Genomic DNA, 21,980 nt, shown 5'->3' on the forward strand with positions numbered 1-21,980 from the left:
TTGCCTCTATCGGGTGATATTTATTCGACCGTGACGCGGTCGGTCAGGGCACGACCTGGACCACGTCGCCAATGTGCAGGGTGTTGAAGAACCGCAGCGACGACGTCGCCGACAGGTGGATGCAGCCGTGCGAGTACACCTTCAGGCTGCCGGTGTGGAACGCGTCGCCCGGGTAGAAGAAGACCGAGTTCGGCATCGGCGCGTTGTCGAACTGCTTGCTCAGGTGCAGCTTTTCCTTGGACAGCACGTGGAACGTGCCGGTCGGGGTCGCGTGCCCCTTGCGTCCGGGCAGCATCGACACGGGGCCGTAGATCACCTTGCCGTCCTGCAGCAGCCAGGCGCGGTGCGCGGAAATGTCCACGCAGGCGCTGGTGCCCGAAGCGGCGGCGGCCGCGGCGCACGGGACGTCGGCGGTGCTCGGCTCCGGGTCGGCCTTCGGCTTGGGAGCGGGCTTCGGCGTCGGTTTCGGAGTCGGTTTCGCGCTGGTGCTCGCCGGGCTGCTGCTGGTCGCCGGGGCAGAACTGCTGGTCGGCGCACTGGAGGACGAGACGGGCACGCTCGCCGCCGCAGGCACCGCGCCGCCGCCGGCAGCCGATCCGGCCGTATTGCCGGAGCACGCCACGAGCCCGAAAGCCGCGGCCAGCGCCGCCATCCCCACCAGAACCCTCTTCACGATCCGGTACCCCCGCGTTCGGTCGGGTCGCATTCGGCAGGACCCGTATCACCCGAATAGACGACCGTCACCCCTTCGTGGTTGCTCGGCAATGGTCACGATCCGGCTTCTCCACCCCGGGGTTGAGCCGCGGATCCACCTGGCCCCAGCCCGTACGCCGACGAAACCCGCATCGATTCCGGCGAGGCTGGAAGCATGAACCTCGGCCCGCTCACCATCGTTCTCTACGCCGCGATCGCAGCGCTCGTCCTGTACCGGGTCGTCTACCGGCAGTGGCGCGGCACGCTCCTCAGCCGCAAGCGTTTGCTGACGCTCCCGTTCATCCTGACCGCGATCGGCGTGTTCTCCGCCGCCACCGCGTTGCAAAGCGCGACCGCGACGGAGTACGCGCTGCTGGCTGGCGACGTCGTGGTCCTCGGGCTGCTGGGCGTCCTGCGAAGCTCCACTTCGGTCCTCAGTGCACGCGAAGGCACGACGTTCGTGAAGGGCACTCCGCTCACTCTGGTGCTGTGGTTCGCGACCATCGGCGTACGCGTCGCCTTCTCCTTCATCGGAGCCGCGCTCGGTGTCAGCAACACCGTGACGTCCTCGACGATCATGCTCACGATCGGCGTCAGCATCGGCGTACAGAACGCCTTCACCTACTACCGCATTCAGAAGCGCGGTCTGCCGCTCTCGGAGCAGACGCCGACAAGCATCAGCGCTCGCCGCTAAGCCCCACCATGCGCGCGTACATCCGCGAAGGACTCAACACCGTCGCCGGATGCAGGAACCCCGGCAACGGCGGCAAATCCCGCGCGAAAGGCACAAGATGCGCGTACAGCACCTCCGCCCCAGACGGCCGCACCGAAGGATCCTTCGCGAGCGTCGCAGCGAGAAGCGTATTCAACTCCCGAGGCACACCGGGGACCACTGGCGCTGGTTCCTTCACCTGCTTGTCGAAGACCGCGTACGCCGTCGGCCCGGTGAAGACCGGACGGCCAGTGAGCATCTCGTGCAATACGCAGCCGAGCGCGTACAGGTCGCTTCGCGGCTCCGCGTGCCCACGCTGGATCTGCTCCGGAGCCATGTACGACGGTGTCCCCAGCAGCTGCCCCGCGCGCGTGAAGCGAGCAGTGTCGGCTTCGCGCAACACAGCGAGCCCGAAGTCCATCACCTTCACACTGCCGTCCGGGCAGAGCATCAGGTTGGCCGGCTTGAGGTCACGGTGACAGACCGCGCGAGCGTGCGCTGCCGCCAGGACCGCGGCCGCTTGCGCCGCGATCGCCGCCGCCCAGGACACCGGCAGCGGACCGTGTTCGGCGAGTAGATCGTCCAGCGTCACGCCTTCGACGAACTGCATGACCTGGAACAACCGATCGTCATGGGCACCGAAGTCGTAGAGCGTGGGCGCGCCGGGATGGTCGAGCGTCGCGAGGATCCGCGCTTCGCGGGCGAAGCGTTCTTCCAGCTCTTCGTCGCCGCCAGGAAGCCGAAGCAGCTTGATCGCGACCTGCCTGCCGAGCCGCCGGTCGAGCCCGCGGTGCACTGAACCCATGCCGCCCCGCCCGAGCGGCAGATCGTCGACCTCGTAGCGGTCCGCGATCAGCATGGGCCCCCTCACAGCGCTCACCCGCCACCGGGCTTCAGCCGTCCTTCGGCGAGTGCGGCAAAGCCTAGCCGCACCAGGTCGCGGCCGATTTCCGCGGTTTGCCGCAGTGCCCGGTCGAAGTCCGCGAGCGCGCGGAAAGCGACGCCGTACGCACGCTGTGTTTCGAGCGGATGCCGCGGCACCTTCAGCCGCCGTGCGTCGATCCGGGTCGACGCGCTGTGCACCGGGAAGTCCGCGGCGCGCAGGCATCCGGCGAGGAACTGCGGGTCGAGCCGCTCCGGATCCACGCGATAACGGGAAAGCGCGGGCCCGAGCCGCACCGGCGCTCCACTGTGGACGATCACCGCGCCGGTGACCGACGCGACCACGTCCCCCTCGTGGGCGAGCACCGCCGCCGGATCCGGCGCGGCGTGCCCGGTCGGCGGGCCGCCGATGAGGACGTCGTCGGTCGTCAGCACGGGTTCGTCGCCGTCAGCGGTACGCGGCGGCGCGTGCGTGATCCGCAGTGCGCCCGCTTTCACCAGCTCTCCGACGGTCGTGTGCGCCGTTTCGCCGGACGCCGGTTCCAGCTTGGGCAGCTCGATCCCGATCTGCCTGAAAACCCGTTGCGCGGCAAGGAAAGCCTCGCCGGAATCGCTCTCGCCGGGACGGCCGGACGGACTCAGGTCGACGTCGTCGTCGAGCACGTCGATGATGCGTTCGCCGGTGTCCGGATCGGCCAGGAAGTCCTGCCACACCTGCTCGACGTCGTCCGAGGTGGTGTCGGCGATCAGCACCGTCCCCGGCGCGCGCTGCTCCGGCTCCGGTCGCGTGAGCAACCAGAGATCGGTGCCCGGCGCGAGCGTGCACACCGCGCGCAACGCGCCCGCCCGAAGCAGGTTGGCCCGGATGCGTTTCCCGCTCCGCCGCCCGGCCGCCGCTCCCGGCATCAGCACCGCGACCGCGCCACCGGGTTTGACGTGCGCGAGGCAGTGCTGCACCCACGCCAGCTCCGACTCGCCCCGCGGCGGCAGCCCGTACTCCCAGCGCGCGTCGCCGACGAGTTCCTCGTGCCCCCAGCCGCGCTCGTTGAACGGCGGATCGCACAGCACGACGTCGGCCAGCCGGTCCGCGAAAGCGTCCGCGCGCAACGCGTCCGAGGCGTGCACCTCGGTGTCCGCGCCGTGCAGCCGCAGCCGGATGCCCGCGATCCGCGCGGTGTCCGGGTCGACGTCCTGCCCTCGCGCCCGGGTCGCCGCGGCGGCCAGCAACAGTGACCCGAACCCGCACGCCGGGTCGAGCACCGTGGCCCCCTTCGCGCCGGTCAGCCGCACCATCAGGTCGGCGTACGCAGTGGGCGTCGTGGAGAGCCGGCGGGCGTGTGCTTCGAAGAAACGGTCGCAGAGCTGCTCGAACGTCTCCGCCGCGCCTTCGCTCGCGGCGAGCTGCGAGATCAACGCCAGCAACCCCGGATCGTCCGGCCCCTCAGCGTCGTCCGCGAGGTACTCGCCGACCGCCGCCAACCGCGCGCCGAGGTCGAGGTCGTCGCCGAGCGCACGCAGCCGTTGCCAAGCTTCGTCGATCGGCGCCAGCTCGAACGGACGACCGCGCCCGCGCAGCCACGCCTGCACCTCCGGAAGCGAAAACAACGGGCTGGACGCCGTGCCGCCCACTGGTTTGGGAAAATCGTCATGGCGCCGCCGCCAGTTGCTCACCGCCGCCCGGCGCACGCCCGCCAGGCGCGCGATGTCGGCCGCACTCACCGCCGCGTCGTCTGCCATGGGGAGCACGATAGCCGACGACAGCGGTTTCCATCGTTTTGCTTGTTAACTCAGTCAACCAATGGTTTTATGGGGGCATGGCCACCGAGCAGACCCGGTTCATCCTGCGCTACTCCGCAGGCTCGGACCAAGGGCGACGACGCACCAACAACGAGGACTCCGTCTACGCCAGCGGGCGGATGCTCGTGGTGGCCGACGGGATCGGCGGCCAGCCGCACGGCGAGGTGGCCAGCTCGACCGCGGTCAGCGTGCTGGCCTCGCTGGACGCGGAGCTGCGCACGCTCGACCTCACCGCGCACAACCTGTCGAACCTGCTCTCCGACGGCGTCCGCCGGGTCGCCGGGCAGCTCGCGCAGGTGGCCGAGGAAACCCCCGCGACGCACGGCATGGGCACCACGCTGACCACGCTGCTGTTCGACGGCACCCACTTCGCCGCGGCGCACGTCGGCGACTCCCGCGGCTACCTCCTGCGCGACGGCGAACTGCAGCGCATCACGCGCGACCACACCCTGGCACAGGCCCTGGTCGAAGACGGCACCATCAGCGCCGCCGACGCCGACCACCACCCGCGCGGCTCGATGCTGATGAAGGCGCTCCTGAGCACCGGCTCGGCCGAACCGGACGTCTGGGAGTTCACCCCGCAAGCAGGCGACCGCTACCTGCTCTGCTCCGACGGCCTCACCGCGGGCGCCAGCGAACCGGCCATCCAGGACGTCCTCTCCGCCGGCACGCCCGAGGAAATCGTCCCCCGCCTCATCGCACTGGCCAACGAGGGCGGCGGCCCGGACAACATCACCATCGTGGTCGCCGACGTCGTCCCGGCCTGAGTCCGTCGCCGCAGGTCGGACCACCTGCGGAAGGCCGGAGGGCCATCCGGTATTCTTCCCCACGGAGGATTGGCCGAGCGGCCTAAGGCGCACGCTTGGAAAGCGTGTTGGGTTCACGCCCTCGCAGGTTCGAATCCTGTATCCTCCGCTGCAACACCACGAAGGTCCCGTCCGCAGTGCGGCCGGGACCTTCGTCGTTCAGCGGATGCGAGCGATCACCAAAGCCGCGCCGGCGGTCAGCGCCGCGCACACCGCCGCCGCCACTCGGGTTTCCGTGCTGAAGGCCGCGAAAGCCGCCTCGCGCAGTGCGTCGCCCGGTGGGAGCTTTGCCGCGGACTCCAAGGTTTTCCCGGAATCGGACGGCATCGCCGCGCGGTAGACGGCCGCGCCGATGCTGCCCAGCAGGGCGATGCCCATCGCGCCGCCGAACTCCGCGGACGTCTCCGCCATCGCCGACGCCATTCCGGCTCGCTCCGGGGGCGCGGCGGACAGGATCACGTCCGTCACCACCGCCGCGACTCCGGCGATGCCCAGCGACACCACCGTGAGCGCCGCGATGAAGTACCCGATTCCGGGCGGCGGCAGCGTCAGCAGGACGAACCCCGCCGCGGCCACCAGCAGGCCGATCGTCATCACGCGCGGTTTGCCGATCCGGCCGGCCAAGGTGGCGGCCGCCCCGATCCCGACTGGCATCACGGCGAAGGTCGGCAGCGACCACAGCGCCGACTCCAGCGGGCTCATGCCCCGCACGACCTGGAGGTACTGCCAGGTGAACAGGTTGAACCCGACGAGCGCGAACGTCGCCAGCAGGTCGATCAGCAACGGCACCGCGAACGCACGCGACCGCACCAGCGCGAGGTCGATCAGCGGACGCGCGGCGGTGCGCTGGCGGCGTACGAAAGCCACGCCTACGGCGAGACCGGCGACGCAGCTCGCGATCGACAGCCAGTCGAAGCCGTGCGCGGCGATTTGCTTGACGCCGTAGACGATTCCGAGCACGGAGACGATCGACAGCACCGCGCCGAGCAGGTCGAACCGGCCTGTCGCGGGGGCGCGGTGTTCCGGCAGCAACAGCGGGCCGAGCGTCAGCAGGAGAACCATCACCGGCACGTTGATCAGGAACACCGAACCCCAGTGGAAGTGCTGGAGCAGCAGGCCGCCGATGATCGGCCCCAGCACGGCGCCGCCCGCGAACCCTGCCGTCCACAGTCCGACGGCGGTGGCGCGCTGCCGGGCGTCGTGGAACATGCCGCGGATCAACGCGAGCGTGGACGGCGCGAGCGTCGCGCCGGCTATGCCGAGCAGCATCCGGGCGACGATGAGCGTGGTCGGCGTAGCGGCGAAGGCGGCGAGGACCGACGCGCCGCCGAACGCCGCCGCTCCGGCGAGCAGCAACCGGCGACGGCCGATCCGGTCGCCGAGCGTGCCCATCGTGATGAGCAGGCCGGCCAGCAGGAAGCCGTACGAGTCCATGATCCAGAGCAGCTGCGAACCGCTCGGCTCCAGATCGGCGGTCAGCGACGGCATGGCCACGAACATCACTGACATGTCCATCGACGCCAGCACGCACGGCAACAGCAGGACGGCCAGTCCGGCCCATTCCCGCGGACCGGCTTTCGCGGGGGAGGTTTCTTCGAGCATGCGTACAAAGTACGCATGCTCGCTGCCGCGCTTCAAAGTCTTTTATCCAGCACCTTTACCGCGCACCTGACCGACGGGCTAGACTTTCCGCACGCTCGGTCGACGTGTGACGAAAAGAGGTGTCTCGAGTGAAGTGCGGGTCCTGCGGAAAGCCGCTCGCCGCTCCGGACCGGGGCCGCCCGCGGCAGTACTGCTCAAGGGCCTGCCAGGCGAAGGCGTACCGGGCGCGCAAGGCGGAGTCCGAGGAAGACCGCGGCCACCTGACCGTCGACCGGATCGTCCGAGCGGGGATCGCGGTCGCGGACGCCGAGGGGCTCGAAGCGTTGTCGATGCGCCGGGTGGCCGCCGAACTCGGTGCCGGAACCATGGCGCTTTACCGACATGTCGCGTCCAAAGACGACCTGGTGGCGTTGATGGTCGAGGCGGCGCTCACCGAGGTCCCGCTGCCGGAAACCCCGCCGCGCGACTGGCGCGACGGGCTCGAGCGCGCCGCCTTCCTCGACTGGGACCTCTACCACCGGCACCCGTGGATCCTGGCGAAAGTGCTGGTGACGACCCGGACCCACGACAGCCCCGCGCTTTCCGCGGGCAGCGAGCACGCGTTCGCCTCCTTCGACGGTCTCGATCTCGACCCCGCCGACGCGTTCCGGTACATGTTCCTGTTCGCCTCGTATGTGCAAGGCGTAGCCCTCACCTACGTCAGCGACGTGGAGGCCGAACGCCGCGGCGCACCGGCGCATAACCCGAGCTTCGCCGACTACCCGCGGCTCGGCAGCGCGATGCGGTCGATGGCCGAGCCGTGGGACCTGGACGAACTGTTCGCGTCCGGGCTTTCCGGTGTCCTGGACGGGATCGCGGCCGATCTGGCGCGCCAGGGAATCCGCTGACGGCGCGCCGTCCCACCCCTCGGACGCTGGCAGACTTCGTTCATGGACCACAGCGCCGCGCAAGAGTTCGCCGACCACTGGGCAAAGGCTTGGAACGCCCACGATCTCGACGCCCTGATGACCCACTTCGCCGAGGACGTGACCTTCCGGTCCCCGGTCGCGGTCCAGGTGATCGGCGGCGACGGCGTGCTCCGCGGCAAAGCGGCGTTGCGCGCGTACTGGGCCGAAGGGCTCCGCCGGATTCCCGATCTCCGCTTCGAGGTCGTCGGCGTCTACGTCGGACTCGGCGCGCTCGTCATCAACTACCGCAACCAGAAGGGCGGACTGGTCAACGAGGTCCTGGTCTTCGACGGTCCGCTCGTCGTCGAGGGCTACGGCACTTACCTCGGCGACGACCCGAATCCGGCAGGCGCTCGCTGAACCGGGCGGCGGGCCGTCGCTGTCCGCAACCGCGGCAGGGGCTGGGATCGGCCGAACGGTCCTACCCGCTAGGCTTCGCCGCAGACTTCATCGCAGCCGTCCGGAGAGGTTTCCCGGTGTCACGAATACCGTTTTGACCTGGGCGTTGGCCGGCGCACCCATCCCGATAACCCGCAGGTCAGAAGGCTGAAACGCGGGTTTCGGGCCCCGCGTGCGCACCCGATGAGCCGACGCCCGACAGGCCCCGGACTGCCGACCGCGTCCGGGGCTTTGTCGATTCTCCCGTTCCCACTTACTTACCGAAGACACCTGATCACGCTAAGTTTGTATGTGGTCGTTTCAGCCCACGACGCACCGAGGAGCCCGCCCCCATGGCCGGAGTGGAAGAGATCCGCGCTGGTATCGCGCTCGCGAACGAGAAGGCGTCCGCGAGCATCGCCGCGCTGCAGCAGGCAGCGCAGGCACTCGAAGAAGCACAGCTGTCGCTGTCCCAAGCCACCCAGGGCAGCAGCCAGCACGAGGTGAACCAGGCGCACGGCCTGCTCGCCGAAGCGCTGCAGGGGATCACCGGCATGCAGAGCACCATCCAGGCCGGCATCTCGTCGGCCGATTCCTACTCGGCGCGGCTTTAACGCCGATGTCGGGGCTCGCCGAAATCCACCAGTTGCTCACCGCCGCGCGAGCGGGGGTCGGCGACGGACGGGCGCATGCCGAGCGGGCGCAAGCTCTGCTCGGCGACGCCCGGCGCGCACTCGTCGACGCGCAAGCCAAGGCAGATCCGTGGCTGCCGCAGCAATTGGCGCAGGCCGACGAGGCACTCGAGCACCTCCTCACCCGTTTAGCCGCCGCCGACGAATTAGTGGGCGGCTACCAGTCACGCCTGTAGGGATGAGATGGCCAGCAAGTCAGCCGAGCAACGCAACCGTGTGCAAACCGCCCTCGACCGGGTCCGGCACCAGATCGGGCTCGTGCTCGGGGCCGCGGCGGGCGCGCGCGAAATGGCCGAGGCCGAGGTGGCGCGGCTGACGCTGGAACAGGAGATCGTCCGGGTCGGCATGGACCACGCCGACCCGGCGCAGCAGACGGAGTGGGCCCGGCATCCGGCGGCGCACGACGTGTTCGCCGCGCTCGGCGGCACCCGCGCCGCCTTCTACACCGACTGGAGCGCCGGTCCCGGCGAACTGCGCGACCTCGTCGCCGCGCACGCGCCGGGCCCGGCCGGGCGGCCGCCGAGCGAATGGCTCGGCCGTGTCGGCACGAATCCCGGCGTCACCGCGCCCGGGCTGTGGCGGGTCGGTTCGGCCACCGCGGCCGGACGCGACATCTCGCGCACGTTCGATGTCGCCGTGCCGCTGCTGGACGAATCCCACCTGGCCATCACGTCCGCGCCGAAAACGCGGCCGGTGGTGGACGGGATCGTGCAGGGCCTGCTGATGCGCGTGCTGTCGGCGTTCGAGCCCGGCGCGGTGAAAATCCACCTGTGGGACGTCGGGCAGCTCACCGCGATCCTGCCGGACCTGTACCCGCTCAGCCGCACCAGCGCGCTGTCGCTGTACGACCCGACACGACTGGAGGACCTGCTCGACGAACTCGCCGGGCACATCCGCCGGATCCACGCCACCGGCATGCAGGCGGGCCACACCTCGTTGCGGGAACTGCGAAAAGCCACCAACCAGCGGTTGGAGCCGTACCGGATCGCGGTGCTGTACGGCAACGGCGAAACCCTCGACGCGGAACGCGCGCGCGACCTCAAACGCGTGGCCAGCGGCGCGCTCGCGGCGGGGATCTGCCTGATCCTGGTCGACGTGCCCACCGCGGTGAGCGCGTCGATCGAAACGCTGAGCCTGCTGGACGAACGCCGCGCGGTCAGCAGCATGACCGGCAGCGACCTGGTCGTTGACCTGGATCCGCCGATGCCGTCCGGGCAGGTCATCCGCGCGGCGAACCGCATCGCCGAAGCACTGATCTCGAAGCAGGGCGGCCCACGGTCGTTCGCCGATCTGATGCCCGCCGAGATCGGCCAGGAAAGCTCCGCGCGGGAACTGCGCGCGCCGATCGGGTTCCACGAGGGCGAAGCCGTCGAAGTCGTGATCGGCGACGCGAGCCCGCACGCGCTCATCGGCGGCCCGAGCGGTTCCGGGAAAACGAACTTCCTTTACGCGTTGCTGGGCAGTCTCGCCGCGCGCTACACGCCGGACGAACTGGCGTTGTACCTGCTGGACTTCAAGGAAGGTGTCTCGTTCGCCGGTCTCGCTCCCGGTCGTAAGGACTCCAGCTGGCTGCCGCACGCGAAACTGGTCGGCGTCAACGTCAACACCGACCGCGAATTCGGGTTGGCACTACTGCGTTTCCTCGCCGACGAACTGCGCCGCCGTTCCGCCGCGGCCAAGGAACACGAGGTCACGAACCTGGCCGACCTGCGAGAACAGGATCCGGGCGGACACTGGCCGCGGATCGTGGCGGTGATCGACGAATTCCAATACCTCTTCGCCGGACGCGACCAGGTCACCGCGCAGGCCACGCAATTGCTCGAAGACATCGCCCGGCGCGGCCGCTCGCAAGGCATCCACCTGGTGCTGGCGAGCCAAGACGTCGCCGGGATCGAAGCGTTTTGGGGCAAACCCGCGGTCTTCGAGCAGTGCACGCTGCGCATCGCGATGCCGAAGGCACGCCGGGTACTCGCGGAAACGAACAACGCGGCCGTATCCGCACCCAAGTGGCACGCGGTGATCAACCACGATTCCGGTGTCGCACACGGAAACCAGCTCGCACACGTGCCGGATGCGAGCAGTCGCAACGTTTTCGTGAACCTGCAGCAAAAGCTGTGGGAACTCTACGCTGGCCGCTTCACCCGGCCACGCCTGTTCGACGGTGCGCATTCGCCGGTGCTGGAACAGTTCCCGGCCTATGTGGAACTCAAGCCGAGCCCCCAGCCGCGAGCCATCCTCGGCCAGTCGATCGACGTCACCGAAGCCGCGTGCGGTGTCGAACTCCCCCGGGTACCCGGCCGGAACATCGCCGTACTCGGCGGCGCGACCGCGGAGGCGCTGTCCATTATGGACTCCGCCGCTCGATCGCTTTCCCGGCAAATGGAACTCGGACAGGTCGAGTTCCTGTTGCATTGCCCCATCGTGGCGAGTTCCCCGGCAGTGTTGGACTTGAAGAGCCGCCTGGAAGCCGAGGGGCACATCGCGACGCTCACCGAAGACCTTTCCACCGAGCTGGAATCGATCGTCGAATCGCTTTCCACGACGACGCCGCGCATCCTGCTGCTGTACGGTGTGGACGCCGCGTTGCCTTCGTTGGAGGCAAAGGCCGTTGGACAGCTGAAGAGCGGTCTCGACCATCTGCGCACACTGCTGAAAAACGGCCCCGCGCATGGCGTACACACCATCGGCTGGTGGCGCAGCACCGCGCGCCTCAAGGACACTCTCGGCTTCGGCGGCACGGACGACATCGGCACCTGGGCCGCACTGGATGTCCAGGGCAATGATTTGTCGCCGTTCGCCGCGGGTCAGGTCGTGCATTGGTCGCCGCGACCGGGCCGGGCGTTGTTCTTCGACCGCACCACGCACGGGGCACCGGAAGTCATCATCCCGTTCCAGCGCCCAGAAACCGAGCCGACCGCGGGAGGCACGCCGTGACCGAGGGAACCACCAGCCCCGCAATGCGGTACAAGGAAATCGTAGGCCTGGCCCGTGGTTCAGCGGACAGCCTGCGCGCGTGGGAGCTGGCGCGAGCGGACGAAATCGAACGCCAACTGGCGGACGCCCACGCGGCGGTGGCTGCCGCGCAGGATCGGGAGGAGAAAACCCGAGAGCGCGCCAACCGGTGGTGGAAGATGGCGCTGCACAACGTTTCGCGGCTGAGTTTTGTGGAGGCGCTGGATGACCCGCAGCCGGTGACTACTGCTCGGCCGCAGTATTTGGACCGGTATTTGGAAGAGGTCAAGCCGAGTTATCAGGAACTGGTACAGGCGGTGCTGGGGCTTGGCTGGCGGGCGAAGCGTTAAGCCGCAAGGGGTTGGTGCCCTTGGCTGGTGAAAGGCCGGGGGGTGTTCAGCTTCGACTGAAACCCAATCGGCCAGTCCGTTCTCCGGGCCAGAGTCGGGACGGCTCGGCTAGCTTCAAACGGCGTGGGAGGCGCGCCACTCACGGTCCGGATCACCAGGTCGACCCCGAAGTCAGGAGGTCGGCTTGGAACCGCGTGCAGCCGCCCCAGGAGGTGTCGCACGCGAGGCCGGGTCACTCTGACGGTGAAGACCTTCGCGGCGAAGCGCCGCCCCAGGATCTTCCCAAGATCGCCGAAGCTCTCAATCCACCCAGCAAAAAAAAGCCGTGAGGGGAACCCTGACGGAACCAGGACTCCCCTCACAGCCAACTACCTACGCCGTCCGGTGGAACCACCGGTCAAGCTGGTCCAGCACATCATTCGCGAAATCCGCGAACGGATTCCCCGCCGAAGGCCGGAACCGCACCACCTGCGGGTCATGATCGCTAGCCTGGTCAGCGAACTCCGCATTCACATGCACCACGTCATAATCCACCCCACGCGGTGCCGCCGACGCAAGAATATGGTCCAGCACCTGCGACTGACCCTCGTACACATAGCTGTACCGCTCAGCCGGCGGCAGCGTCGAGATCAGGTCCTTCAACAACCCGCCCGACGTCAGCTTCGCCAGCGCGGGCGAGAACTGGTAGTCGTTCAGGTCACCGGCCACCACGACGTTCGCCCGCGGGTCCGCGTTCAGCAGTTGCGAGACGAACCCCTGCAGCACCGTCGCCTGCTTCTGCCGCTGCACCTCGGAGCTGCGCGTCGGCGGCTGGTAGCGGCCGTGTGTCGGCTGGTCGCCGCCCTTGGAGTTGAAGTGGTTGGCCAGCACGAAAACCGTGCGTCCGCGGAACACGAACTCGCCCGCCAGCGGCTTGCGGCTGTCCTCCCACGCGTCGTTGCCCGGGTCGACCCGGCCCGGCGACTGCGTCAGGTGCGCCTTGCCGTGGTCGGAAACCACGCCGACCGAAGACGTCGGGCTGCCGCCCGGACGATCCACAAAGGACACTCGCGACGGGTTGAACAGGAAGCCGACGCGGATGTTGCCGCCCGGTTGTCCGCCGTCCTCGTCGTTCACCGGGTCGATCTGCCGCCACTGGTACTGCGGGCCGCCGGCGGCGACGATCGCGTCGGTGAACTTCTTCAGCGTCGCGTCGGCGTCGACGGTTCCGTCGTCCGTCGCACCGCTGTTGTCCTGGATTTCTTCCAGGGTAACGATGTCCGGCGTCGCGAGGTTGTCGACGATGCCGTGCGCGAGCTGCGCGTACTTGGTGTCCGAATCGGACGGTGCGAGGTTCTCGACGTTGTACGTCGCCACCGCGAGCTCGCCCGGACGCTGCTTGCGCGTGGTTTCCTTCTGCAGCTTGTTGTCCTTGGCCGCACCCAGCTTCGACGCGAACAGCGTGTACCCGCCGAAGTTGCTGTATTCCACCGGACCGGAGGTGACGCCGGTGAGCACGTCGCCGGTGTTGACCTTCGGCGTCGCCTGCTGCGCGGCAGGAATGATCGACTGTACCTTCAGCACACCGGTGTTGATCTTGTCGTAGCCGAGGTAAACCGTGCCGCCGCGCGGAGTCGGGTTCTGCTGCGGCTTCGTGGTCACGTAAAGCTCGCCGTACTTGTTGCTCGGGCCGACCACGCGCGCGTCGGAGACCTGGACGATCTCGCTTTCGTGCGATTCCCAGAAGTCCAGCGCGTACTTCGACGGTTCGAGCGGCAACGGCTCGATGTTGCCGCCCGCGTTGGGAGCCAGCACATCCGGCACCTGGTCCGGCGTCAGCACGGTCGGGGCGGGCAGCGGGTTGCCCGAGGAGCCGACCATCCACTGTGCACTCGTCAGCTCGGTGAGCGACTGGTAGTTCGAGGTCGCGGGCGCGTCCGGGTAGTACTCCTTGACCTTGCCCTGCGCGGTGACCGCGTCGCCGACCGCCACCGCCGGGGTCGTCGATCCGGTGAACACGAATAGGCCCTCGCTGGTGCGCGGGTCGCTGTCGGGATGCGGGTCGGTGATCCAGAACCCGCGCGCCGAGCCGAAGCTCCGCACCGCGGTGACGACGCCGGTGACGTCCTCGACCTGCTTGTCCTTGAACGGCGAAATCCGCGTCGTGCCCTGGATGTCGTGGATCTTCGCCGGAACACCCGGTTCGCCCGGCTGCGTACCGGTGGTCTCGCCCTTGGTGTTGGTAGGCGTCGGGTCGCCGACGGCGAAGTCCGCACTGTTGTCGTCGGTGTCGGCGAGCGTCGCGGCACGCGCGACCGAGGTCGTGTTCGACGCCGCGGCGGCCGGGTTTCCTTCGCGGACAACGGCATCGCCGAAGCCGACGAGGTCCTTGACGTGGCTGTCCGCCAAGCAATCCGCAGCGGACTTGCAGGTCAGCGGCGCGCTGTCGGACACGAGCGCGACCGTCCCCGCGGTCGCGGACATCGCGATGCCCCCGGTCGCGTCGGGCGTCGGCAGCGCGATCGTGCCGCCGTTCCCCTTCCCCTCCGCGACGAGGTAGCGGCCCTTCGGCGCGACGGACCCGGCGAGCGGCGTGACCTGCCACTTGCTCGACGCGCTCGCCGAAGCGGGCAGGTACTGGACGCTGTACCCGTCGAGCGCGACGGGCGCGCCGCCGTGGTTGGCCAGCTCGATGAAGTCGTTGGTCAGCGTGGCGCCGGAATTGCCGCCACCGCCGTAGACCTCGGCGATCAGGGCGTCCGCGCTTGGCGCCGCCGAAGCGGGCGCGGCCAGTCCGCCCAGCGCGAGAGCAGCTGCGGAGACGGCAACCGCGCCTCTGGTCAGTCTTGCCCCACCGGCGCTGCGGCCCCCGGCGGGACGACGGGATATGGTCACCCTGAGTCCCCTCTGCATGTCAACGGTCGAGGCATCGTCCCCCGAACAAGCGAAGCAGAGGAAGACGAAAGGGCAACGATTCGTAACGAGCTGGAGGGATTTCCTCCTTTGGACGGGTTGACGCAATGATCACGCTCGTACTCGGCGGAGACGTCAACCTGCAGGGCCGCGCGAAGCCGGAAACGGCGTTCGACCCGTTGACCTCGCTGCTCACCGGCGCCGACGTGCGGTTCGTGAATCTCGAAGGACCGCTGTCCGGCTCGACCGGCATGGACATCCCGCACAAACCGAACTGGCGGCACTCGCCGCCGGAGATGGTCGCCGCGCTGACCGCCGCCGAGATCGACGTCGTGTCCGTCGCCAACAACGTCACCTACCCGCCGGCCGCGGCGATGGCGAGCCTCGCCGTGCTGGACCGCGCCGGGATCGCGCATTGCGGCGCGGGCGCGAACCTCGCCGAGGCGCACGCGTCGGCGATCCTCGAACGACCCGGCGGCCGGATCGCGTTCCTCGCCTACACGTCGCTGTGCTGGCCCGTCGGGCAGGAAGCGACGGAGGACTCGCCGGGCGTCGCCGCGGCGGGCGCTTACACGTCGTACCAACCGGATCCGCGCGTCCTGGACGTCCCCGGCCGCCCGCCGATCGTGCACACCACGCCGGTCCGCCGCGACCTGGAGCTGCTGCTCGCCGACATCCGCCGCGCCCGCGCCGAGGCCGACCACGTCGTGGTGTCGATGCACTGGGGCCTCCCCGGCGACGAACTGGCCGAATATCAGGTGACCTACGCGCACGCGATCATCGACGCCGGCGCCGACCTGGTCGTCGGGCACGGACCGCACACCGTGCAGCCGGTCGAGGTGTATCGCGGCCGCCCGATCCTCTACAGCCTCGGCAACCTCGTCTTCGACTGGCCCGCGGTGCGCGACCGGCACCGGGACGGCCTGCTCGCCGGCTGCGTCGTCGGCGAGCAGATGCGGGTCGAATTAGTGCCGATCCGCCGCGACGAAGACAACGAATGCGTACCGTTGACCGGAGACGACGCCGACGAAGCACTGCAGCGGTTCGTGGAGCTGTCGGCTCGCCGCGGCACGAAGGTGACAGTCAGTGATGGCTTCGCGACAGTCGAAGGACTTCGCGGCTAGACCGCTGGTCCCGCCGTCACCCGGACGGCGCATCTGCCTTAAATGCAGCTCAAGCCCGGGGTCGACTGGTACCGGGCGGGAGTACCTTACCGATGAGCGCGGAAACTGTGGCCCAGACCACTTTCGGGCCGCCCCGCCGCTCACGGGTAGCACCTCGCGGGGGAGGCGACACGGTCACGTGGGGGTTGACCGTCGTCGAGTGCGCAGGTGTCACCACCCGGGAAAACAGCCGCGGGCGCGGGACTTTCCGCTTCGCCCGCGACCGCGGCTCCACGGATTTGCCCCGGGGAAGCCTCGCGAGTGGCGAGGCGCCGCCTTGACCGCGCAGGGGAGCGCGGGAGGGGGAGGAAGGCGGCCCGCCTCGCCACTCGCGAGCATTAACCGCTGACGAGGGCCGTCGCGACGCCGTCGACCGCCCGCGCGCAACTCTCGCCGTGGGTGAGCGGCAGGTAGTGGCCCGCCCCCGGCACGATCTGCAGCGCCCCGTCCTGGCACGCAGCCAAAAACCGCCGCTCGCCGAGGCGGAAGTGGTCGTGGCGGCCGTTCAGCAGCAGTACCCGCCCCGGGTACCGGGCGAGGTCGGCGAGCGGGTCCATCCCGGCGGCCGCCTCCATCACGTCCGGGATGACTTCGGAAGCGATTCCCGCGGCGATGACCGGCTCGGCGACTTCCGCGGGGAGAACCCGGCGGAGCAGCCATGCGCTGAAGGAAGCGCCGTCGTCTACGGCAGTCGCCAGCCCACGGCGTGCGAACCGGAATCCGCCGCGCAGCACCGAACTCGGCTGGAGCGAACATCCGGCTCCCACCAGCGAAACGACCCGCTCCGGATGCCGGGCCGCGGTCGCGATCGAGACGTAGCCGCCGAGCGAATGGCCCACCAGAACCGCGCGGCCGCCGACCTCGTCGATGGCCTCGGCGACCGCGTCGACCGCACCGTCGAGAGTGAACCTCTCCCCGCGCCGCGTGCCGTGCCCAGGCAGGTCCGGCGCGGCGACTCGACCGCGGGCCAGGCGTTTCTGCTGCTGCCAGCACGCCCCGGACAACCGGATGCCGTGCACGAAAACCACCGGGAGCACGTCGCTCATGTCTCCGCCTTCCACCCAGGAATGCAACGGACCGTTGCATGGCACCGGTCTACCAAATGCAACGCACCGTTGCAAACCTGGCTAGGATTGAGCCATGGATCGGACCGCCACCCGCCCGCGCAAGGCGGACGCCATCTTCTCCGCGACCCTCGCGCTGCTGGCCGAACGCGGTTACGACGCACTGACGATCGAAGCGGTCGCCGCGCGGGCCGGGGTGCACAAAACGACGATCTACCGCACGTGGGCGACCAAGGACGAGGTCCTCGCGGACGCACTCGTGCAGGCCCCGGAACTCGCCTTCGCGATTCCCGACACCGGTTCCCTGCGCGGCGATCTCCTCGAACTGGCGAAGCAGATCCACCGCCTGCTGTCCGATCCGGCGAACCGGCGCGTCATCACGGCCGTCGTCTCCGCGCTGCCGGACCGGCCCGCCACCGCCGAGGCCGCCGGACGGTTCTTCGCCGACCGCCTCGGCCGCGAGCAGGCCGTCTTCGACCGGGCGCACGACCGAGGCGAACTCGCCGACGCCGCGGATTCGGAGATGATCATGGATCTGCTGGGCGGAAACCTCTGGTTCCACACCCTGATCCGCGCGAAATCCGCCGACGCCGCCTATCTCGAGCGACTTGTCGACACCGTGCTCACCGGGGTGTCGTGAGCGGTCAGTACGGCCGGTCCCCGACGATCGCGACGCGCTCGGCGATCCGGACGTGCGGGTGGTAGTCGTTGACCGCGTAGTGCTGGGTCGCGCGGTTGTCCCAGAACGCCACCGAATCCGGCTGCCAGCGGAACCGCACCTGGAACTCCGGCGTGTGCGCCTGGAGGAACAGATACCGCAGCAGCCGGTCGCTTTCGGCGCGGTCGAGGCCGGTGATGTGCGTGGTGAACGCCTGGTTCACGAACAACGTCCGCCGTCCGGTCTCCGGATGGGTCCGCACCACCGGGTGCTCGACCGGCGGGTACGCGTCCTGCCACTGGGCCAGCAGGTCCGGGTCGGTGAACCGGTCGAAACCGGGGACGAAATCGTGCACCGCGGTGAGGCCGTCGATCCGCTCGCGGACGTCGGCGGGCAGGTTGTCGTAGGCGGCGGCCATGTCGGCCCACATCGTGTCGCCGCCGATCGGCGGGACCTCGACCAGCCGCAACACCGAACCGAGCGCCGGATTCGGCCGCCAGGTGACGTCGGTGTGCCAGATGTTTTCGTACCCAGGCATCCCGGCGGTGCGGGTGAACCGCACGACCTGATCGGAATCTCCGCGGGCGATGAACGGGTTGGTCTCCAGTTCGCCCCAGTTCGCGGCGAACGCGCGCTGCTGCTGCGACGTGATGCGCTGGTCGCGGAAGAACAGCACCTTCCACTCCAGCAACGCGCGGTTCAGCTCGGCACGCAACCGCGGCGACACGGGTGCGCCGAGGTCCACTCCGGAGATTTCCGCGCCGATCACCCGTCCGAGCGGACGCAGGGCGAAAAGCTCGTAGGGACGTTCTTCGACACCGTCCGGAAGGCGGCGCAGCACGCGCGGCCCTTCGAGGATCCCGTCGTCCGGGGTGACGGACGAGCGCAGGCGGGCAGGCAGGTCTACAGACATGGGGGTACTCCCGGAAGAATAGGTGAATTCGGCTACAGCAGCGGAAAATCGCCTACGCGGGAGGAGAGCCGAGACGACCGCGACGCCTCAGGAGAGCGGCCACGCCCTCGCCGTCCGACCGCGCCGGGGCACGGCCGGCTTGCGGCACTACCCGGTTCTCTGGCATGACTCCAATTCTGGCCGGGTTCGGTTGCGTGGGTCAAGGATCTCCACGATGTGGAATCGTCGCACGCCCGGCCGAGTGACCCGGGCGGCCTCGATGGGGTTAGATCTCTGGAGAGGGTGACGGGCCGCGGTTCGCGCTCTCCCGGAAGCGGAGGTCCCGATGGCAGGTTCGACGAGCGAGCGGCTCAACGCCGCCGCGGACGCGCTCGATCGAGCGGCTGCCGACGCGGACCGTGCCGCGGGCCGGTTCGCCGAAGCCCGTCTCGAATCGACGCCGTGGGGCATTTCCGCGCCCGCGCGGGAAATCGCCGCCCGGTGGGAGGCCGCGCTCGCCGCGCGGGACGTCGACGCGCGCATGCTCGGCGACGCGACGTCCGACCTCGCCGGCCAGCTGCGGATGGCCGCCCGCGGCCACCACCACCGCCCGACGATCGCGACGGCGCTGCTGAGTTGATGCCGTTCCTCCACCCGGCACTGGAAAACGCGGCCGCCGGACTGGCTTCCTTGAGTGCCGCGGCCGCCGCGATCGGCGCACCGGACCCGGTCGCCGCGCTGCGCCAGATCGACTGTTCCCCGCAGACGATCCGCGAATCCGCGCGCACGCTGTCGGGCGGCCGCGACGTGCTGGTGATGGCCCGGCTGGAGTTCGAACGCGGGGCGCACAGCGCGGAACGCAAATGGGGCGGCGAACCGGCCGCGCAGTTCCGGGGCAGCGCCGACGAACTGGACGCGCACTACCGGCAGGCCGCCGAAGCCGCCGCGCGGACAGCGTCGGTCGGCCTGGATCTGGCGGATTTGCTTGACCGGCTGGCAGATCAGACGGCGGCGCGGGTCATGCTGATCGCCGAAGGAGTGACCCCAGCGGCCGTCGCGCTGCTGGCGGGCGACCGATCCGCGGAGCCAGCGGTGCGGGAGGCATGCGGGACCATCGCGGAAGCGGTCGCGCGCGGCGTCGCAACCATAGGAGAGGCAACGACTTTCCTCGACGCGTTCGGCACACCGGTGTTGCAGGAAGAGAATTAACGGGTCGCAGTCACGAATCCGCCGCGCGTGTGGTGCAGCGGCTCGCGTCCATAGTGGACGGAAAGTTCCGCGACCGTAACGGTTTCCGGCCGCCAGCCGTGCTCGGCGAGCCACTTCGGAGCGTCCCCCGCGAGACCGCCGCGCCAAAGCGCCGTCACCTCGCTGCCGAATTGACGCGCCCGTTCCAGCAGCCCGTCCTGATCACCGTCCGGCCGATGTTCGAACGAAACCCGGCTGCCCGGCGCGGACAACTCGGTGACCGCCGTGAGCATCCGCTCCGCCTCGTCCCGGCTGAGGTAGACGAGCAGCCCCTCAGCGAGCCAGACGGTCGGCTGATCCGGGTCGAATCCGTTGTTTTTCAAGGCAGTGACCCAGTCGCCGCGCAGATCCACCGGAACCGTCGTGCGCTCGCACCGAGGCCGCGCACCTTTTTCGGACAGTACGGTTTCCTTGAACGCGAGCACGTCCGGCAGATCGACCTCGAACACGCGCGCCCCGTCAGGCCAGTCGAGCCGGAACGCGCGAGCGTCGAGACCAGCCGCGAGAAGCACCGTCTGGGTCCCGCCGGAAACGAAGTCATCGAAGAACCTGGTGCGGATCGCGACCTGGTGCGCGAAGACCATCCCCAGCTCGTGGTGACGTTCCCGGCCCTCGAAGATCGCGCGGCCGGCGTGGAAGAACGCGCCCGCGTACGGATCATCGAACAGCCGGTCCGGCCGCCCGCTCTCCAACGCCCGAAGCCCAGCAACCCCAACCGCGGTCTTGCCGACCGGCGGAAGCTCCTCGCTCATGCGTCCACGCTACTTCGCCATCGCCGCTTTGACGGCCGCGACCAGCTCCCGCACCTTCTTCCGGTCGGAGGAGCTGTAGTAGAACGTGCACAGATCGGCCTTGTCGCCGCCGGAAGCCGGGTTCTCGATCACCGCCGTCGACGCGCCGGTCACCTTGAACTTGAGACACCCCGGGCTGAACGCGCCGGGTTCGGTGTTGCTGACCCCGCTGATCCGGCTGACGGTGAAGCTGTGCTTCTTGTCCGCGCCGAACAGGCCGTCTTTGATCGCGGCCTTGATCGTCACCTGCTTGCCGCTGAACGTGAGCGAACGACGCCGGGCATAGATGTACAAAGCGCCACCTCCGGTACGGGGACCAGCTACCGGAGGGTCAAACGAACGAACCCCGGCCGGAGTGCCCGGTCGGGGTTCGTTCGTGAAGAGCGGTGGCGGTGGGATTTGAACCCACGGACGGGATTAACCGTCACACGATTTCGAGTCGTGCTCCTTCGGCCGCTCGGACACGCCACCGCCGAGAACAATACCGGACCCTCTTCGCGGCTTGCGGCGGGGTCTACTCGGCCCCCAGCCGCCGGTCCGCGAAGTACGCCTCGAGCAGGGCGGCGCAGTCGCTTTCGAGCACTCCGCCGTGAACTTCCGGCCGGTGGTTGAGGCGGCGGTCGCGCACGACGTCCCACAGCGACGACACCGCGCCCGTCTTGGGCTCCCAAGCCCCGAACACCAACCGCTCGACGCGGGCGAGCACGAGCGCGCCGGCGCACATCGTGCAGGGCTCCAGCGTGACCGCGAGCGTGCAGCCCTCCAGCCGCCAGCCGTCGCCGAACTCGCGGGCCGCCGCGCGCAGCGCGAGGATCTCCGCGTGCGCGGTGGGGTCAGCCAGCTCGACCCGCGCGTTGCGAGCCGCGGCCAGGGGGCGCCCGTCGGGGTCGAAGACGACCGCGCCGATGGGCACGTCGGCACCGGGGGCGCGAGCCGCGTCCAGCGCGGCCCGCACGGCTTCGGTGTCGTCCGGCCGTCTCAGAGCTGGTCCAGCAGTTTCGAGAACTCGGCCTCGAACCCGCACCGCTGGGCGATCATCTGGAGCTGTTCGTCCGGGTAGAGGTCGACCTCCCCGACGATCACCTCCAGCTCGCCGCCGGGCAGGCCGAGGTCGGCCAGGATCTCGAGGTCGCCCTCGGGCCAGACGGCGTCGTCGTCCTCGTCGGGCGGGTCGACGCGCAGGACGTCGAGGACGTCCGCCGCGATGTCGTAGTCGAGCGCCGCGGCGGCGTCCGACAGCAGCAGCGACGGACCCCTCGGGCTCGGCCGGACGATCACGAAGAACTCGTCGTCGACGGCCAGCAGGCCGAACGCCGCCCCGGTCGACCGGAGCTTGCCCAGCTCGGTGATCGCCGCATCCAGTTCTGTGAGCGCCGAGGAATCGAGCGCACTGCACCGCCACCGACCGTCTTCACGGACCACAGCTATCGCGAAGCCCGTGACCGGCTCTTGCACCGCCAT

24 protein-coding genes and 2 tRNA genes are annotated in these 21,980 nt (G+C 69.3%); 14 read left to right on the forward strand and 12 right to left on the reverse strand.

Annotated elements, in window-relative coordinates:
• Window positions 1-43 precede the first annotated feature (43 nt).
• Entirely contained in the window at window positions 44-361 is a 318-nt protein-coding gene (locus WA670_RS01955) for a L,D-transpeptidase (RefSeq protein WP_199817306.1), read from the reverse strand.
• Here WA670_RS01955 and WA670_RS01960 point away from each other — a divergent pair.
• Complete coding sequence (locus WA670_RS01960; RefSeq protein ID WP_199817307.1) at window positions 354-872, forward strand: hypothetical protein; 519 nt, start codon at window positions 354-356, stop codon at window positions 870-872. The genes WA670_RS01955 and WA670_RS01960 overlap by 8 nt on opposite strands.
• A complete protein-coding gene (locus tag WA670_RS01965; RefSeq protein ID WP_043834577.1) occupies window positions 869-1,387 on the forward strand; it encodes a hypothetical protein in 519 nt (172 codons plus the stop codon). Before WA670_RS01960 ends, WA670_RS01965 begins: the two co-directional genes overlap by 4 nt.
• On the opposite strand, the gene WA670_RS01970 is transcribed toward WA670_RS01965, so the two are convergent.
• Together WA670_RS01970 and WA670_RS01975 are read right to left on the reverse strand one after the other, a co-directional pair.
• The gene (locus WA670_RS01970) at window positions 1,371-2,264 is read right to left on the reverse strand and encodes a serine/threonine-protein kinase (protein ID WP_037808537.1); all 894 of its coding nucleotides are present in this window, start codon (window positions 2,262-2,264) and stop codon (window positions 1,371-1,373) included. The two genes, WA670_RS01965 and WA670_RS01970, sit on opposite strands and share 17 nt — an antisense overlap.
• Before the next feature lie 17 nt (window positions 2,265-2,281).
• A complete protein-coding gene (locus tag WA670_RS01975) occupies window positions 2,282-4,024 on the reverse strand; it encodes an HsdM family class I SAM-dependent methyltransferase (protein WP_336156775.1) in 1,743 nt (580 codons plus the stop codon).
• A gap of 77 nt (window positions 4,025-4,101) precedes the next feature.
• Here WA670_RS01975 and WA670_RS01980 point away from each other — a divergent pair, with 77 nt between their 5' ends.
• Both WA670_RS01980 and WA670_RS01985 read left to right on the forward strand, forming a co-directional pair.
• The gene (locus WA670_RS01980) at window positions 4,102-4,851 is read left to right on the forward strand and encodes a PP2C family protein-serine/threonine phosphatase (protein ID WP_336156776.1); all 750 of its coding nucleotides are present in this window, start codon (window positions 4,102-4,104) and stop codon (window positions 4,849-4,851) included.
• A gap of 63 nt (window positions 4,852-4,914) precedes the next feature.
• Window positions 4,915-4,999, forward strand: a tRNA-Ser gene (locus tag WA670_RS01985).
• A gap of 50 nt (window positions 5,000-5,049) precedes the next feature.
• On the opposite strand, the gene WA670_RS01990 is transcribed toward WA670_RS01985, so the two are convergent.
• Window positions 5,050-6,492, reverse strand: a complete 1,443-nt coding sequence (locus WA670_RS01990) for an MFS transporter (protein ID WP_134727596.1) — start codon at window positions 6,490-6,492, stop codon at window positions 5,050-5,052.
• A 128-nt stretch (window positions 6,493-6,620) separates the two neighbouring features.
• On the opposite strand from WA670_RS01990, the gene WA670_RS01995 reads away from it, so the two are divergent.
• The 6 genes from WA670_RS01995 to WA670_RS02020 all read left to right on the forward strand — a co-directional run bounded on the left by WA670_RS01995 (window position 6,621) and on the right by WA670_RS02020 (window position 11,811).
• A complete protein-coding gene (locus WA670_RS01995; RefSeq protein WP_205673025.1) occupies window positions 6,621-7,379 on the forward strand; it encodes a TetR/AcrR family transcriptional regulator in 759 nt (252 codons plus the stop codon).
• Window positions 7,380-7,421: 42 nt separating this feature from the next.
• Window positions 7,422-7,799 carry a YybH family protein gene (locus WA670_RS02000; protein ID WP_037808544.1) on the forward strand — a complete coding sequence of 126 codons (378 nt, stop codon included), beginning with the start codon at window positions 7,422-7,424 and terminating at the stop codon, window positions 7,797-7,799.
• A 371-nt stretch (window positions 7,800-8,170) separates the two neighbouring features.
• On the forward strand, window positions 8,171-8,431 hold the full coding sequence (locus WA670_RS02005; RefSeq protein ID WP_009084635.1) for a hypothetical protein: 261 nt from the start codon (window positions 8,171-8,173) through the stop codon (window positions 8,429-8,431).
• A gap of 5 nt (window positions 8,432-8,436) precedes the next feature.
• Window positions 8,437-8,685: a hypothetical protein gene (locus tag WA670_RS02010; RefSeq protein WP_043834588.1), complete on the forward strand. Its 249-nt coding sequence runs from the start codon at window positions 8,437-8,439 to the stop codon at window positions 8,683-8,685.
• Between the two features lie 7 nt (window positions 8,686-8,692).
• Entirely contained in the window at window positions 8,693-11,443 is a 2,751-nt protein-coding gene (locus WA670_RS02015) for an FtsK/SpoIIIE domain-containing protein (protein WP_336156778.1), read from the forward strand.
• Entirely contained in the window at window positions 11,440-11,811 is a 372-nt protein-coding gene (locus WA670_RS02020) for a hypothetical protein (protein ID WP_037808549.1), read from the forward strand. The genes WA670_RS02015 and WA670_RS02020 overlap by 4 nt, the downstream gene beginning before the upstream one ends.
• 372 nt (window positions 11,812-12,183) lie before the next feature.
• Here the strand turns inward: WA670_RS02020 and WA670_RS02025 are convergent, their stop codons facing one another.
• Window positions 12,184-14,685, reverse strand: a complete 2,502-nt coding sequence (locus WA670_RS02025; RefSeq protein ID WP_336156779.1) for an endonuclease/exonuclease/phosphatase family protein — start codon at window positions 14,683-14,685, stop codon at window positions 12,184-12,186.
• Window positions 14,686-14,810: 125 nt separating this feature from the next.
• Here WA670_RS02025 and WA670_RS02030 point away from each other — a divergent pair, with 125 nt between their 5' ends.
• Window positions 14,811-15,827 (forward strand): CapA family protein, encoded by a 1,017-nt coding sequence (locus tag WA670_RS02030; protein ID WP_134727599.1) that lies wholly within the window; start codon window positions 14,811-14,813, stop codon window positions 15,825-15,827.
• Window positions 15,828-16,204: 377 nt separating this feature from the next.
• Here the strand turns inward: WA670_RS02030 and WA670_RS02035 are convergent, their stop codons facing one another.
• On the reverse strand, window positions 16,205-16,912 hold the full coding sequence (locus tag WA670_RS02035) for an alpha/beta fold hydrolase (RefSeq protein WP_134662094.1): 708 nt from the start codon (window positions 16,910-16,912) through the stop codon (window positions 16,205-16,207).
• A gap of 94 nt (window positions 16,913-17,006) precedes the next feature.
• Here WA670_RS02035 and WA670_RS02040 point away from each other — a divergent pair, with 94 nt between their 5' ends.
• The gene (locus WA670_RS02040; RefSeq protein ID WP_134662095.1) at window positions 17,007-17,570 is read left to right on the forward strand and encodes a TetR/AcrR family transcriptional regulator; all 564 of its coding nucleotides are present in this window, start codon (window positions 17,007-17,009) and stop codon (window positions 17,568-17,570) included.
• A gap of 4 nt (window positions 17,571-17,574) precedes the next feature.
• Here the strand turns inward: WA670_RS02040 and WA670_RS02045 are convergent, their stop codons facing one another.
• Window positions 17,575-18,501 carry a TauD/TfdA dioxygenase family protein gene (locus tag WA670_RS02045; RefSeq protein WP_134727600.1) on the reverse strand — a complete coding sequence of 309 codons (927 nt, stop codon included), beginning with the start codon at window positions 18,499-18,501 and terminating at the stop codon, window positions 17,575-17,577.
• Between the two features lie 325 nt (window positions 18,502-18,826).
• Here WA670_RS02045 and WA670_RS02050 point away from each other — a divergent pair, with 325 nt between their 5' ends.
• Together WA670_RS02050 and WA670_RS02055 are read left to right on the forward strand one after the other, a co-directional pair.
• Window positions 18,827-19,120 carry a hypothetical protein gene (locus tag WA670_RS02050; protein WP_037808560.1) on the forward strand — a complete coding sequence of 98 codons (294 nt, stop codon included), beginning with the start codon at window positions 18,827-18,829 and terminating at the stop codon, window positions 19,118-19,120.
• Window positions 19,120-19,689, forward strand: a complete 570-nt coding sequence (locus WA670_RS02055; RefSeq protein WP_037808561.1) for a hypothetical protein — start codon at window positions 19,120-19,122, stop codon at window positions 19,687-19,689. The genes WA670_RS02050 and WA670_RS02055 overlap by 1 nt, the downstream gene beginning before the upstream one ends.
• On the opposite strand, the gene WA670_RS02060 is transcribed toward WA670_RS02055, so the two are convergent.
• The 5 genes from WA670_RS02060 to WA670_RS02080 form a co-directional block, all read right to left on the reverse strand.
• A complete protein-coding gene (locus WA670_RS02060; RefSeq protein ID WP_037808562.1) occupies window positions 19,686-20,480 on the reverse strand; it encodes an SAM-dependent methyltransferase in 795 nt (264 codons plus the stop codon). The two genes, WA670_RS02055 and WA670_RS02060, sit on opposite strands and share 4 nt — an antisense overlap.
• Before the next feature lie 9 nt (window positions 20,481-20,489).
• The gene (locus tag WA670_RS02065; protein ID WP_134727601.1) at window positions 20,490-20,813 is read right to left on the reverse strand and encodes a hypothetical protein; all 324 of its coding nucleotides are present in this window, start codon (window positions 20,811-20,813) and stop codon (window positions 20,490-20,492) included.
• A gap of 90 nt (window positions 20,814-20,903) precedes the next feature.
• Window positions 20,904-20,990 (reverse strand) — tRNA-Ser (locus tag WA670_RS02070).
• Between the two features lie 43 nt (window positions 20,991-21,033).
• Complete coding sequence (locus tag WA670_RS02075; RefSeq protein WP_037808568.1) at window positions 21,034-21,474, reverse strand: nucleoside deaminase; 441 nt, start codon at window positions 21,472-21,474, stop codon at window positions 21,034-21,036.
• Between the two features lie 23 nt (window positions 21,475-21,497).
• A complete protein-coding gene (locus WA670_RS02080; RefSeq protein ID WP_037354362.1) occupies window positions 21,498-21,980 on the reverse strand; it encodes a tRNA adenosine deaminase-associated protein in 483 nt (160 codons plus the stop codon).

Source organism: Amycolatopsis sp. VC5-11 (genome assembly GCF_037034185.1).
In the GTDB taxonomy this organism is placed as follows: Bacteria; Actinomycetota; Actinomycetes; order Mycobacteriales; family Pseudonocardiaceae; genus Amycolatopsis; species Amycolatopsis nivea.

What these genes read in the sequence shown, in the direction of transcription:
- WA670_RS02080 (WP_037354362.1), bottom strand. Translation starts at nt 21,980, where the DNA reads ATGGCGGTGCAAGAGCCGGTCACGGGCTTCGCGATAGCTGTGGTCCGT.
- WA670_RS02045 (WP_134727600.1), bottom strand. Translation starts at nt 18,501, where the DNA reads ATGTCTGTAGACCTGCCTGCCCGCCTGCGCTCGTCCGTCACCCCGGAC.
- WA670_RS02000 (WP_037808544.1), top strand. Translation starts at nt 7,422, where the DNA reads ATGGACCACAGCGCCGCGCAAGAGTTCGCCGACCACTGGGCAAAGGCT.
- WA670_RS01970 (WP_037808537.1), bottom strand. Translation starts at nt 2,264, where the DNA reads ATGCTGATCGCGGACCGCTACGAGGTCGACGATCTGCCGCTCGGGCGG.
- WA670_RS01965 (WP_043834577.1), top strand. Translation starts at nt 869, where the DNA reads ATGAACCTCGGCCCGCTCACCATCGTTCTCTACGCCGCGATCGCAGCG.
- WA670_RS01975 (WP_336156775.1), bottom strand. Translation starts at nt 4,024, where the DNA reads ATGGCAGACGACGCGGCGGTGAGTGCGGCCGACATCGCGCGCCTGGCG.
- WA670_RS02050 (WP_037808560.1), top strand. Translation starts at nt 18,827, where the DNA reads ATGGCAGGTTCGACGAGCGAGCGGCTCAACGCCGCCGCGGACGCGCTC.
- WA670_RS01990 (WP_134727596.1), bottom strand. Translation starts at nt 6,492, where the DNA reads ATGCTCGAAGAAACCTCCCCCGCGAAAGCCGGTCCGCGGGAATGGGCC.
- WA670_RS01960 (WP_199817307.1), top strand. Translation starts at nt 354, where the DNA reads ATGTCCACGCAGGCGCTGGTGCCCGAAGCGGCGGCGGCCGCGGCGCAC.
- WA670_RS02040 (WP_134662095.1), top strand. Translation starts at nt 17,007, where the DNA reads ATGGATCGGACCGCCACCCGCCCGCGCAAGGCGGACGCCATCTTCTCC.
- WA670_RS01980 (WP_336156776.1), top strand. Translation starts at nt 4,102, where the DNA reads ATGGCCACCGAGCAGACCCGGTTCATCCTGCGCTACTCCGCAGGCTCG.
- WA670_RS02055 (WP_037808561.1), top strand. Translation starts at nt 19,120, where the DNA reads ATGCCGTTCCTCCACCCGGCACTGGAAAACGCGGCCGCCGGACTGGCT.
- WA670_RS02010 (WP_043834588.1), top strand. Translation starts at nt 8,437, where the DNA reads ATGTCGGGGCTCGCCGAAATCCACCAGTTGCTCACCGCCGCGCGAGCG.
- WA670_RS02015 (WP_336156778.1), top strand. Translation starts at nt 8,693, where the DNA reads ATGGCCAGCAAGTCAGCCGAGCAACGCAACCGTGTGCAAACCGCCCTC.
- WA670_RS02035 (WP_134662094.1), bottom strand. Translation starts at nt 16,912, where the DNA reads ATGAGCGACGTGCTCCCGGTGGTTTTCGTGCACGGCATCCGGTTGTCC.
- WA670_RS02005 (WP_009084635.1), top strand. Translation starts at nt 8,171, where the DNA reads ATGGCCGGAGTGGAAGAGATCCGCGCTGGTATCGCGCTCGCGAACGAG.
- WA670_RS02060 (WP_037808562.1), bottom strand. Translation starts at nt 20,480, where the DNA reads ATGAGCGAGGAGCTTCCGCCGGTCGGCAAGACCGCGGTTGGGGTTGCT.
- WA670_RS02030 (WP_134727599.1), top strand. Translation starts at nt 14,811, where the DNA reads ATGATCACGCTCGTACTCGGCGGAGACGTCAACCTGCAGGGCCGCGCG.